Below are 11,650 nucleotides of genomic sequence, written 5' to 3'. Positions count from 1 at the left end.
GCGGCGCTACGGGCGACGGATGGCGTCAGCCGCGGCCGTGGCTGCGGGACCCGCGGCCAGCTCGGTCTCCAGGAGCTGCTTGCCGAGCAGCTCGGGGTCGGGAAGCTCCATCGGGTACTCGCCGTCGAAGCAGGCGCGGCACAGATTCGGCTTGTCGATCGTGGTCGCCTCGATCATCCCGTCCAGGGAGATGTACGAGAGCGAGTCGGCGCCGAGCGAGGTGCCGATCTCCTCGATGGTCATGCCGTTCGCGATCAGCTCGGCGCGGGTCGCGAAGTCGATGCCGAAGAAGCAGGGCCACTTCACGGGCGGGGAGGAGATCCGGATGTGGACCTCGGCGGCACCCGCCTCGCGGAGCATCCTGACCAGGGCGCGCTGGGTGTTGCCGCGCACGATCGAGTCGTCGACGACGACCAGGCGCTTGCCCTTGATGACTTCCTTGAGCGGATTCAGCTTCAGGCGGATTCCGAGCTGGCGGATCGTCTGCGACGGCTGGATGAAGGTCCGGCCGACGTAGGCGTTCTTGACCAGTCCGGCGCCGAACGGGATGCCGGAGGCCTCCGCGTAACCGATCGCGGCGGGTGTCCCGGACTCCGGGGTCGCTATCACCAGATCGGCTTCGACCGGGGCTTCCTTGGCGAGTTTGCGGCCCATCTCGACGCGCGAGAGGTACACGTTCCGGCCGGCGATGTCCGTGTCGGGGCGGGCCAGGTAGACGTACTCGAAGATGCAGCCCTTGGGCTTCGCTTCCGCGAATCGCGAGGTGCGCAGACCGTTCTCGTCGATGGCGACGAACTCGCCCGGCTCGATCTCGCGCACATAGCTGGCGCCGCAGATGTCGAGGGCGGCGGACTCGGAGGCCACCACCCAGCCGCGCTCCAGGCGTCCGAGGACCAGCGGGCGGATGCCCTGCGGGTCACGGGCCGCGTAGAGGGTGTGCTCGTTCATGAAGACGAGCGAGAAGGCGCCCATGACCTGGGGGAGGACCTTGGCGGAAGCCTCTTCGACGGTCAGCGGCTTGCCGTCGTCGTCGACCTGGGCCGCGAGGAGCGCGGTGAGCAGGTCGGTGTCGTTGGTGGCCGCCACACGGGTGGTGCGGCCTTCCTGCTTGGGCAGGTCCGCGACCATCTCGGCGAGCTGCGCCGTGTTGACGAGGTTGCCGTTGTGGCCGAGCGCGATGGAACCGTGCGCGGTGGCACGGAACGTCGGCTGGGCGTTCTCCCACACGGAGGCACCGGTGGTCGAGTAGCGGGCGTGACCGACCGCGATATGACCCTGGAGCGAACCGAGCGAGGTCTCGTCGAAGACCTGGGACACGAGGCCCATGTCCTTGAAGACGAGGATCTGGGAGCCGTTACTGACCGCGATTCCCGCGGATTCCTGACCCCGATGCTGGAGGGCGTAGAGCCCGAAGTAAGTGAGCTTGGCGACCTCTTCGCCCGGAGCCCAGACACCGAAGACGCCGCAAGCGTCCTGGGGGCCTTTCTCACCGGGGAGCAGATCATGATTGAGTCGACCGTCACCACGTGGCACGGCACCGAGTGTAGGCGAGATCGACCACTGGTCCGAATTGGGGATACGGGCCCTCAGTGGATCACTCGTCGGCCACAGCGCTGACAACGGTGCCGTTCGCGCTGGTCAGCGCGATGCCGTCATGATCCAACATGTACGCGACCTTGCCGTCGAAGAGCCCCAGCAGGGTCTTCTCGATCCTCATGAGTGAGTCTTGGCACATCATGCGGGTGGTCCTGGCCCGCCCGAGGGTGATATGTCCGTCGCCGACGGTGGCCTGGGCGGACGCGTGGTTGCAGCCGAGGAGACCGTCGAGGGTGCCGTCCTCACCGAGGACGAAGTAGGCGTTCGCCCCCTTCGGGAGCGGCCGGGAGACGTTGTTGTCACCCAGTGCCGTGACCGTCCACTTCGTCCCCCGCAAGGGTGCTTCCCGCTCCTGGGCCCGGCCGTCGGCCGTCCGGTGCACGCCGGTCACCGGCGCCGTCTCCGTCCGGGCGGAACCGTCCCCCGCCGCCCGGGTACCGCACGCGGCGGCGAGGGGAAGCAGGGCGAGGACACCGAGGGTCGTCAGCCGCTTGTCCATGCAGGTGTGACGGGAGGAGCGGGCGACCGGTTCCTCCCGGAGGCCGGACGGGCGCGTCCCGTCGAGGGCCGAGCGGGCCCTCGCAGCGGTGGCGCGGGCTCCTTGGCCGACCCGTCAGCGGTGCGCGGCACGGGGCCCTTGGGCCGACCCGTCGGGCGGCGCGGACCTCTTGGGGCCGACCCGTCAGCGGTGTGCGGGTCACCCCATCAGGGGGAGCAGGCCGCCGAGGTCCGCGCGCTCGCCGCTCGCGCTGACCTTCACCTCGTCCAGCGCCGCCTTCCACTCGGTACGTCCCGTCGCGAGCCGGATCCAGGTCAGCGGGTCCGTCTCGACGACGTTCGGCGGGGTGCCGCGGGTGTGCCGGGGTCCCTCCACGCACTGCACGACGGCGTACGGCGGGATCCTGACCTCCGTCGAGGCGCCCGGCGCCTTCACGGCGAGGGTGTCGGCGAGCAGCCGGGTGCAGGCGGCGAGGGCCCCGCGGTCGAAGGGGATGTCGGTGCCGGCGGCACGGTTCAGGTCGTCGGTGTGGACGACGAGTTCGACGGTGCGGGTGACGAGGAAGTCGGCGAGGGTCATCGCCCCGGCGGGCACCGCGAGCAGCCTGTCGTCGGGGGCCGTCGCCAGGTGCGCGGTGATCCGCCGCTCGGCGCCGGCGTACAGCGCCTCGAGGTCGGGGTTGCCGTCGGCGAGCGCGCGCGTGCCGTCGGCGATCTTCCCGGCGCGGGCCGCGGTCCCGAACGGCCATTCCAGCAGGGCGAGTTCCTTCGCGGGAGGCGCGGGCAGGTCGAGATGCCGGCTCACGCCGTCGACGGCCATCGTGAGATGGGCGGCCAACTCCCGCACGCTCCAGTCCCCGAGCCCTGCGGGCCGGGCCAACTGCTCCTCGTCCAGGGCCCGTACACCGTCCCTCACGTTCCCGAACTGGGCGAGCACCGCCGCCCGGATCTTGGCGGAGTCGTAGGTGCGCGCGCGTTTCCGGGCTGTGGTCATACGGCGAGCCTACGGGCTGCCCCGCCCGGGAGACCGGGGATTTCACGGCGGTGCGGTGCGGGCCGGTCTCCGGGCGGAATCGCCATGCCGCTGGACGGGTTCGTCATGGTTTACGTCCGTGTTCCGAGGAGGAACCACGCCGATGGCCCTCGCCGCGCCGCTCGCACTGAGGCTTCCCAGGTCCGGCGACGCGAAGGACCCCTCCGCCCCGCCCCGGGAGACCGAACCGGTCCCGGCACGGCGAAGGCCCCGCCCGTCGGAACGGGCGGGGCCTTCGGACGGACCTGCGGGTTATGCCAGCAGTGCCGGAATCGTCGCCTCGTGGGCCGTGCGCAGCTCGGTCAGGGAGAGCGCGAACTCGCCCTGGACCTCGACCACCGCGGTCCCCTCGGACTCGGTGCCGTCGACGACACCGATGCGGGTGACGGGCAGGCCTCGCGCACCGCACATGTCGTTGAAGCGGAGTTCCTCCGAGCGCGGGACGGCGACGACCGCGCGGCCCGCCGACTCCGAGAAGAGGAAGGTGAACGCGTCGAGACCGTCGGGCACGATCAGCCGCGCGCCCTTGCCGCCGAGCAGCGCCGACTCGACCACGGACTGGACGAGGCCGCCGTCGGACAGGTCGTGCGCGGAGTCGATCATGCCGTCGCGGGAGGCCGAGATGAGGATCTCGGCGAGCAGCCGCTCGCGCTCCAGGTCGACCTTCGGCGGCAGACCGCCGAGGTGGTCGTGGACGACCTGCGACCAGGCCGAGCCGCCGAACTCCTCGTGGGTGTCGCCGAGCAGGTAGAGGAGCTGGCCCTCTTCCTGGAAGGCGACCGGGGTGCGGCGGGCGACGTCGTCGATGACGCCCAGCACGGCCACGACCGGGGTCGGGTGGATGGCGGCCTCGCCGGTCTGGTTGTACAGCGAGACGTTGCCACCGGTCACCGGGGTGCCCAGCTGCTGGCAGGCGTCGGCCAGACCGCGGACCGCCTCGACGAACTGCCACATGACGGCCGGGTCCTCGGGCGAGCCGAAGTTCAGGCAGTCGGAGACGGCGAGCGGCTTGGCGCCGGTCGTCGCGACATTGCGGTAGGCCTCGGCGAGGGCCAGCTGCGCGCCCGTGTACGGGTCGAGCTTGGCGAAGCGGCCGTTGCCGTCGGTCGCGATGGCGACGCCGAGCCCGGTCTCCTCGTCGATGCGGATCATGCCCGAGTCCTCGGGCTGGGCCAGCACCGTGTTGCCCTGCACGAAGTGGTCGTACTGGGAGGTGATCCAGGACTTGGAGGCCTGGTTCGGGGAGGAGACGAGCCTGAGGACCTGGTCCTTCAGCTCATCGCCCGTCTCCGGGCGGGGGAGCTTGTTCGCGTCGTCGGCCTGGAGCGCGTCCTGCCAGGACGGGCGGGCGTACGGGCGCTCGTAGACCGGGCCGTCGTGGGCGACCGTGCGCGGGTCGACGTCGACGATCTTGCCGCCGTGCCAGAAGATCTCGAGGCGGTCGCCGTCGGTGACCTCACCGATGACGGTGGCGATGACGTCCCACTTGTCGCAGATCTCCAGGAACCGGGCGACCTTCTCCGGCTCGACGACCGCGCACATGCGTTCCTGCGACTCGCTCATGAGGATTTCCTCGGGCGAGAGAGTCGAGTCGCGCAGGGGTACGTCGTCCAGGGTGACGCGCATGCCGCCGGAGCCGTTGGAGGCCAGCTCGCTGGTGGCGCAGGACAGTCCGGCCGCGCCGAGGTCCTGGATGCCGACGACCAGCTTCTCGGCGAAGGCCTCCAGGGTGCACTCGATGAGGAGCTTCTCCTGGAAGGGGTCGCCGACCTGGACGGCCGGACGCTTCGACGGCTTGGCGTCGTCGAAGGTCTCCGAGGCGAGGATCGACGCGCCGCCGATGCCGTCGCCGCCCGTGCGGGCCCCGTACAGGATGACCTTGTTGCCCGTGCCGGACGCCTTCGCGAGGTGGATGTCCTCGTGCCGCATGACGCCGATGGCGCCGGCGTTGACGAGCGGGTTGCCCTGGTAGCAGGCGTCGAAGACGACCTCGCCGCCGATGTTCGGCAGGCCGAGGCAGTTGCCGTAGCCGCCGATGCCCGCGACGACGCCCGGCAGGACGCGCTTGGTGTCGGGGTGGTCGGCCGCGCCGAAGCGCAGCGGGTCGACGACCGCGACCGGGCGGGCGCCCATGGCGATGATGTCGCGCACGATGCCGCCGACGCCGGTGGCCGCGCCCTGGTAGGGCTCGACGTACGACGGGTGGTTGTGCGACTCGACCTTGAAGGTGACCGCGTAGCCCTGGCCGACGTCGACCACACCGGCGTTCTCGCCGATGCCGACGAGCAGCGCGTCGGACTGCGGGGCCTTCTCGCCGAACTGGCGGAGGTGGACCTTCGAGGACTTGTAGGAGCAGTGCTCGGACCACATGACGGAGTACATGGCGAGCTCGGCGCCGGTCGGGCGGCGGCCGAGGATCTCCACGACGCGCTCGTACTCGTCCTTCTTCAGGCCCAGTTCGGCCCAGGGCAGCTCGACGTCGGGGGTCGCGGCCGCGTTCTCGACCGTGTCCAGAGGCGTGCGGCTCATGCGTTGACCAGCTTCTTGAGGATCGAGGTGAAGAAGGGCAGGCCGTCGGTGCGGCCGGACCCGATCAGGGGCTCGACGGCGTGCTCGGGGTGCGGCATGAGACCGACCACGTTCCCGGCCGCGTTCGTGATGCCGGCGATGTCCCGCAGCGAACCGTTGGGGTTACCGCATCCATCAGTGGCTTCGCCACGGACCACGTAGCGGAAGACGACCCGGCCCTCCGCCTCCAGCATGTCGAGCGTGTGCTCGTCGGCGACGTAGCGCCCGTCCATGTTCTTCAGCGGGATGCGGATCTCCTGGCCGGCCGTGTAGTCGGCGGTCCAGGCGGTGTCCGCGTTCTCCACCCGCAGCTTCTGGTCGCGGCAGATGAAGTGGAGGTGGTTGTTTCCGAGCATCGCGCCGGGGAGCAGGTGCGCCTCGGTGAGGACCTGGAAGCCGTTGCAGATGCCGAGAACCGGCATTCCGGACTTCGCCTGCTCGATGACGGTCTCCATCACCGGCGAGAAGCGCGAGATGGCACCCGCCCGCAGATAGTCGCCGTACGAGAAACCACCGGGCAGCACGACGGCGTCGACCTGCTTGAGGTCCTTGTCCTTGTGCCAGAGGGCTACGGGTTCGGCACCCGCCAGCCTGATCGCGCGCTGCGTGTCGCGGTCGTCGAGGCTGCCCGGAAAGGTGACGACTCCAATACGAGCGGTCACTTTCCGGCCTCCGCGACTTCCTCGACCTTGACGGTGAAGTCCTCGATCACGGTGTTGGCGAGGAAGGATTCCGCCAGTTCGTGGATGCGGGCGAGCGCGGCGTCGTCCACCGGTCCGTCCACTTCCAGTTCGAATCGCTTTCCCTGACGGACGTCGGAGACACCTTCGAAACCGAGGCGCGGCAGTGCACGCTGCACCGCCTGGCCCTGGGGGTCGAGGATCTCCGGCTTGAGCATGACGTCGACTACGACGCGTGCCACTGGCACTCCCGGTGTGTGGTGCTGAGCAGGTCCCTTCAGACTACCCGTACGAAATTTCTACTCGCGTAGATTCGTAGAATCCTACGTGACCGCGATCACGATCACGCATCGGCACGGGGGCATGCACGGAAAATCCTGGGAAAAACCGCAGAAGAACGGCAGTACCTCATTGCCGCCGGACACGCGGAAGGTTATATGCGGGCTTCACAATGCAATGCCGGGCACTGTACAAATGAATTGGCAATAGCCGATACTTTGCTCAATAACAGCCGGACAGTCGACATCTCCCCGACAACTCCCTGACGTCAGCGCACGTCATGCCCGTTGATCGCGGAGGTGCCGCACGAAGGGACCGATATTCGTGGCGCAGCGTGTCGTGGTCACTCTCTTTGACGACATCGACGGCTCGGAAGCGGCGGAGACGATCGCCTTCGGACTCGACGGCAGGTCGTACGAGATCGACCTCAATCCAACCAATGCCGAGGGACTGCGTAAGGCGCTCGAGCCGTACGTCGAGGCCGGCCGCAAGCGGTCGAAGTCCGGCAAGGCGTACACGCACACCGCGCTGACGCCCGACCCGGCCGCGGTCCGCGCCTGGGCGCGCTCCAACAAGATGGACGTGCCGCCGCGCGGCCGGATCCCCAAGAAGGTCTACGAGGCGTTCGCCGAGTCGCACTGAGCCGGCACCCCGGGCGGCACCCCGGGCGGCGCGCCACCCGGCCGTCCACCGGAACCCCGCACCAACCGACTTGCGCTGACCCCCGCCTGATCAGCTAGAGTCTGGAACACGCCGAGGGGCAAGGGCCGAAAGGCCGGAACCCGAAGGTCGTGCGGGTGTAGTTCAGTAGCAGAACATCCTCCTTCCAGGGGGAAGGCGCAGTGTGCAATTCCTGTCACCCGCTCTGCAACACATACCTGACTCCCTTGTGGATCAGGTAGGGTGGTGCTCGCGCCGATCGGTGGAAGCCGGTCGGAGGCAATGCGGACGTAGCTCAGTTGGTAGAGCGCAACCTTGCCAAGGTTGAGGTCGCCAGTTCGAACCTGGTCGTCCGCTCAGCGAGAAAGGCCCCGGTCAGTAGACCGGGGCCTTTCTCATATCCCCGTGTCCACCGTCGTTCCCACGACGGGATACCGAAGCCGTCTGACATTTGTCATGCCGAGTGATGACACCGCGCACTGCCGCCGGGACCCACCCGCCCCGACGCTGATTTCATGAACACGAACGAGCGCGACCACGTGATCGAGGTCACTGATCTGCGGCGTGTGTACGGGGGCGGCAAAAGGGATTTCGAGGCGGTGCGCGGAATCACCTTCTCCGTGGGCCGCGGCGAGATCTTCGCCCTCCTCGGCACCAACGGCGCGGGCAAGACCTCCACCGTCGAACTGATCGAGGGACTGGCTCCGCCGGCCGGCGGGCGCGTGCGGGTCCTCGGGCACGATCCGTACGCGAACCGGGCCGCCGTACGGCCCCGTATCGGCGTGATGCTCCAGGAAGGCGGCTTCCCGTCCGAGCTGACGGTCGCCGAGACCGCGCGGATGTGGGCCGGGTGCACCAGCGGGGCCAGGCCCACCGGGCAGGTGCTGGACCGGGTCGGTCTCGCGCACCGCTCCGGCGTCCGCGTGAAGCAGCTCTCCGGCGGCGAGAAGCGCCGCCTGGACCTCGCGCTCGCGCTCCTCGGCAACCCCGAGGTCCTCTTCCTCGACGAGCCCACGACCGGACTCGACGTCGAAGGCCGCCGCGGCACCTGGGAGTTGGTCCGCGAGCTGCGCGACGGCGGGACCACGGTCCTGCTGACCACCCACTATCTGGAAGAGGCGGAAACGCTCGCCGACCGGCTGGCGATCCTGCACGAAGGACGCGTCGCGGCCATGGGCTCCCCGGCCGAGGTGACCGCCGCCCAGCCCTCGCACGTCTCCTTCGAACTGCCCGACGGGTACTTCCCCGGCGACCTGCCCCCGCTGCCGGAACTCGGTGTGAGCGGCCACGAGACAGCGGGCCGCAGGATCCGGCTGCGCACCGGTGAACTCCAGCGCACGGCCACCGCCCTGCTGGTGTGGGCCGAGCGGGCGCGCGTCGAGCTGCGGGGGCTCGATGTGCGCTCGGGCTCCCTGGAGGAGGCGTTCCTGCGGATCTCGCGGGAGGCGGCCGCGCACGACGTCGAAGGACCGAGGAAGACCGCGGACACGCGGAAGGCGCGCACGAGGGGAACAGCGGCATGAGCGGAACAGCGGTCACCACAGGCGCCGGCACGGCGAGGACCACGGCCGCCGGGCGGACGAGAGCACTGGCACGCGCCGAACTCGCACTGCTGGGCCGGACCCGGGCGACACTCGCGGCGGCGGTCTTCGTACCGCTGGTCATGCCGTTCATGCTCCGCTCGACCGTCGGTTCGATGCGGCTGAAGGGCACCGGACTCACCGTCGGCTCGATCCTGCTCCCCTCCTCGATCGGCTTCTCGCTCCTCTTCGCCGTCTACGGCTCCCTGGTGAGCGTGTACGCCGCGCGCCGCGAGGAACTCGTCCTCAAGCGGCTGCGCACCGGGGAGCTGCGGGACGTGGAGATCCTCGCGGGCGCCGCGCTGCCCTCGGTGGCGATCGGTCTCGCCCAGTGCCTGATCCTCACGATCGCCTACCACGCGACACTCGGCATCGGTATGCCCGAGAGGCCAGAACTCGTCCTGCTGGGGCTCCTGTCGGCGCTCGTCACCTGGCCGGCGCTCGCGGCCGTCACCGCGAGTTTCAGCGGGAGCGTGGAGGGCGCCCAGGTCGCGGCCACCCCGCTGACCCTGGTGTCACTGGTCGGCTCGGGGACCTTCATCCCCCTGGAGCTGCTGCCGGACGGCATGGCCCCGTTCTGCGAACTGCTGCCTCTCACCCCGGTGATCACCCTGATCCGCGGCGGCTGGACCGGGCACCTCTCCGCCCACGACACCGTCGGCGCCCTCGTCACGGCAGTGGCCTGGACCCTGATCGCGGTGTTTGCTGTACGACGGTGGTTCCGCTGGGAACCGCGGCGATGACCACGGACACGGGGGTGGGCATGGGCAGGCCGTCCGGCTGGTGGCAGGGCAAGAGCACACCGGCGAAGGTCGAGACGTACACACGCTGGTCGTTCCACGTCTTCTCCCTGCTCGAAGCCGCCTCGATCGGGCTGCCCGTGTTCGGGAACTTGCCGGCGGCCCGGTCCTGGGCGGTGTTCCTGCTGGTGTGCGGGCACTCGGTGTTCTGCGCGGTGACCGCCTCACGGGCGCTGGACTGGACGCGCGGCACCCGGGAACAGCCCCGGCGGACGCTGCTGGCGCTGGCCGCGAGCACCTGCGGGGTGGCCGTCCTCGGGTCCCTCCTGTCCGGGGCTCCCTGGCGCCCGGCGAGCGACGGCGCGTTCCTGGTGGCCTCCTCGCTGCTCGTCGGTGTCACGGCCTTCGGCATGGGCACGGTCGCGCTCGGGACGCGTGACACACGCCGGATGACGTACACCGTCCTCGGCGCGGCCGCGGGCGCGGGCGTGCTCTCCCTCCCCCTCGGGTTCCCGGGCCCCGCCGCGCTCGTCACCGCCGTCCTGGCCCTGCTGACCACCGGCTTCCTCACGTTCACCGCGGCCTTCTCCGTCTGGCTGCTCAACGCCGTCTACGAACTCGACGAGGCCCGCGAGACCCGCGCCCGGCTCGCCGTCGCCGAGGAACGGCTGCGCTTCGGCCGCGATCTGCACGACGTGATGGGCCGCAACCTCGCGGTGATCGCCCTCAAGAGCGAACTCGCCGTGCAGCTCGCCCGGCGCGGGCGGCCCGAGGCCGAGGACCAGATGACCGAGGTGCAGCGGATCGCCCGGGAGTCCCAGCGGGAGGTGCGCGAGGTCGTACGGGGCTACCGTGACGCCGATCTCGCCAACGAACTCGCGGGCGCGCACGGCGTGTTGACGGCCGCGGGCATCGACTGCGCCATCACCGGCACGGCCACGGAACTGCCGGCCCAGGTCCAGTCGGCGCTCGGCTGGGTCGTACGGGAGGCGACCACCAATGTGCTGCGGCACGGGGACGCCGGGAAGTGCGCGCTGTCCCTGCGGGTGACGGAGGAGCGCGTGACGCTCACCGTCGAGAACGACGGGGTGCCGGACGGGACGGGACCGGACCCCGGGCCGGGAAGAGGCAGCGGGCTCGCCGGACTGCGGGAGCGCCTGGAGGAGGTGGGCGGGGTGCTGCGGGCCGGCGCGGGCGACGGATTGTTCCGGCTCACGGCGGAAGTACCGCTGCGGCCCTCCCCGGACAGGGCCGGCCCCGAGGACGGCGGCCGGCACCCGGAAAGCGACGGGACACGGCGCCTGCCGTCGCCCCCGCCCGTCCCGCACCAGCTGAGAGAAGCCACCCCATGACGACCTCCGTACCGCCGCCGCCCCGCACGTCGGCGCCCGAGCCGCCCGTACGACTGCTGCTCGCCGACGACGAGCATCTGATCCGGGGAGCGCTGGCCGCGCTGCTCGGCCTCGAGGACGACCTGGTCGTCGTGGCCGAGGCGGCGACGGGACCCGAGGCGCTGGCGATGGCGCGGGCCCACGGGCCCGACGTCGCCGTGCTGGATCTTCAGATGCCGGGGGCCGACGGTGTGAGCGTAGCCACATCCCTTCGGGCCGAACTGCCGGGCTGCCGGGTGCTGATCGTGACGAGCCACGGCCGTCCGGGACATCTGAAGCGGGCGCTCGCGGCGGGTGTGCGCGGGTTCGTCCCGAAGACGGTCAGCGCGCGACGACTTGCCGAGATCATCCGTACCGTGCACGCGGGCAACCGTTACGTCGACCCGGAGTTGGCCGCCGACGCGATCTCCGCCGGGGACTCGCCGCTGACCGCGCGCGAGGCCGAGGTGCTCGAATTCGCCGCCGACGGCGCGCCCGTGGCGGAGATCGCGGAGCGGGCCGCGCTGTCCCAGGGGACGGTACGGAATTACCTGTCCTCGGCCGTGTCCAAGCTGGGCGCGGAGAACCGGCACACGGCAGTGCGTCTCGCGCGAGAGCGAGGTTGGGTATAGTAGCTCTCGCGCCA

At 70.3% G+C, this 11,650-nt stretch carries 11 protein-coding genes and 2 tRNA genes; 7 read left to right on the top strand and 6 right to left on the bottom strand.

The features are described from left to right. Positions 1-6 precede the first annotated feature (6 nt). The 6 genes from purF to purS all read right to left on the bottom strand — a co-directional run bounded on the left by purF (position 7) and on the right by purS (position 6,617). Positions 7-1,533, bottom strand: a complete 1,527-nt coding sequence (gene purF / locus ABZV42_RS06840) for an amidophosphoribosyltransferase (RefSeq protein ID WP_355984088.1) — start codon at positions 1,531-1,533, stop codon at positions 7-9. A gap of 61 nt (positions 1,534-1,594) precedes the next feature. After that, positions 1,595-2,095, bottom strand: coding sequence for an META domain-containing protein (locus ABZV42_RS06835; protein WP_355984089.1), 501 nt, complete (start codon positions 2,093-2,095; stop codon positions 1,595-1,597). A 198-nt stretch (positions 2,096-2,293) separates the two neighbouring features. After that, positions 2,294-3,088 (bottom strand): sterol carrier family protein, encoded by a 795-nt coding sequence (locus ABZV42_RS06830; RefSeq protein WP_355984090.1) that lies wholly within the window; start codon positions 3,086-3,088, stop codon positions 2,294-2,296. Between the two features lie 291 nt (positions 3,089-3,379). Continuing rightward, entirely contained in the window at positions 3,380-5,656 is a 2,277-nt protein-coding gene (purL, locus tag ABZV42_RS06825; protein WP_355984091.1) for a phosphoribosylformylglycinamidine synthase subunit PurL, read from the bottom strand. After that, positions 5,653-6,357 (bottom strand): phosphoribosylformylglycinamidine synthase subunit PurQ, encoded by a 705-nt coding sequence (purQ, locus tag ABZV42_RS06820; RefSeq protein WP_355984092.1) that lies wholly within the window; start codon positions 6,355-6,357, stop codon positions 5,653-5,655. The genes purL and purQ overlap by 4 nt, the downstream gene beginning before the upstream one ends. After that, positions 6,354-6,617, bottom strand: a complete 264-nt coding sequence (gene purS / locus ABZV42_RS06815; RefSeq protein ID WP_005482678.1) for a phosphoribosylformylglycinamidine synthase subunit PurS — start codon at positions 6,615-6,617, stop codon at positions 6,354-6,356. The genes purQ and purS overlap by 4 nt, the downstream gene beginning before the upstream one ends. A gap of 361 nt (positions 6,618-6,978) precedes the next feature. Here purS and ABZV42_RS06810 point away from each other — a divergent pair, with 361 nt between their 5' ends. The 7 genes from ABZV42_RS06810 to ABZV42_RS06780 all read left to right on the top strand — a co-directional run bounded on the left by ABZV42_RS06810 (position 6,979) and on the right by ABZV42_RS06780 (position 11,636). Beyond that, on the top strand, positions 6,979-7,296 hold the full coding sequence (locus ABZV42_RS06810; protein WP_355984093.1) for an Lsr2 family protein: 318 nt from the start codon (positions 6,979-6,981) through the stop codon (positions 7,294-7,296). Positions 7,297-7,447: 151 nt separating this feature from the next. Beyond that, positions 7,448-7,519 (top strand) — tRNA-Gly (locus tag ABZV42_RS06805). Positions 7,520-7,598: 79 nt separating this feature from the next. Continuing rightward, a tRNA-Gly gene (locus ABZV42_RS06800) sits at positions 7,599-7,671 on the top strand. Positions 7,672-7,829: 158 nt separating this feature from the next. Continuing rightward, a complete protein-coding gene (locus ABZV42_RS06795; RefSeq protein WP_355984094.1) occupies positions 7,830-8,837 on the top strand; it encodes an ABC transporter ATP-binding protein in 1,008 nt (335 codons plus the stop codon). Continuing rightward, positions 8,834-9,637 carry an ABC transporter permease gene (locus ABZV42_RS06790; protein WP_355984095.1) on the top strand — a complete coding sequence of 268 codons (804 nt, stop codon included), beginning with the start codon at positions 8,834-8,836 and terminating at the stop codon, positions 9,635-9,637. The genes ABZV42_RS06795 and ABZV42_RS06790 overlap by 4 nt, the downstream gene beginning before the upstream one ends. Positions 9,638-9,657: 20 nt before the next feature. Then, on the top strand, positions 9,658-10,986 hold the full coding sequence (locus tag ABZV42_RS06785) for a histidine kinase (RefSeq protein ID WP_355984134.1): 1,329 nt from the start codon (positions 9,658-9,660) through the stop codon (positions 10,984-10,986). Then, positions 10,983-11,636 (top strand): response regulator transcription factor, encoded by a 654-nt coding sequence (locus ABZV42_RS06780; protein WP_355984096.1) that lies wholly within the window; start codon positions 10,983-10,985, stop codon positions 11,634-11,636. Before ABZV42_RS06785 ends, ABZV42_RS06780 begins: the two co-directional genes overlap by 4 nt. The last annotated feature ends 14 nt before the right edge of the window (positions 11,637-11,650 follow it).

Origin of the sequence: Streptomyces sp. NPDC005281, from assembly GCF_040607495.1 — a bacterium.
In the GTDB taxonomy this organism is placed as follows: domain Bacteria; phylum Actinomycetota; class Actinomycetes; order Streptomycetales; family Streptomycetaceae; genus Streptomyces.
This window is presented reverse-complemented; position numbering and strand designations above follow the sequence as displayed.

Bases quoted from the DNA above. Each gene is read 5' to 3' on its own strand.
- ABZV42_RS06835 (WP_355984089.1), bottom strand. From the start codon at position 2,095: ATGGACAAGCGGCTGACGACCCTCGGTGTCCTCGCCCTGCTTCCCCTC.
- ABZV42_RS06830 (WP_355984090.1), bottom strand. From the start codon at position 3,088: ATGACCACAGCCCGGAAACGCGCGCGCACCTACGACTCCGCCAAGATC.
- purL (WP_355984091.1), bottom strand. From the start codon at position 5,656: ATGAGCCGCACGCCTCTGGACACGGTCGAGAACGCGGCCGCGACCCCC.
- ABZV42_RS06795 (WP_355984094.1), top strand. From the start codon at position 7,830: ATGAACACGAACGAGCGCGACCACGTGATCGAGGTCACTGATCTGCGG.
- ABZV42_RS06790 (WP_355984095.1), top strand. From the start codon at position 8,834: ATGAGCGGAACAGCGGTCACCACAGGCGCCGGCACGGCGAGGACCACG.
- ABZV42_RS06785 (WP_355984134.1), top strand. From the start codon at position 9,658: ATGGGCAGGCCGTCCGGCTGGTGGCAGGGCAAGAGCACACCGGCGAAG.
- ABZV42_RS06780 (WP_355984096.1), top strand. From the start codon at position 10,983: ATGACGACCTCCGTACCGCCGCCGCCCCGCACGTCGGCGCCCGAGCCG.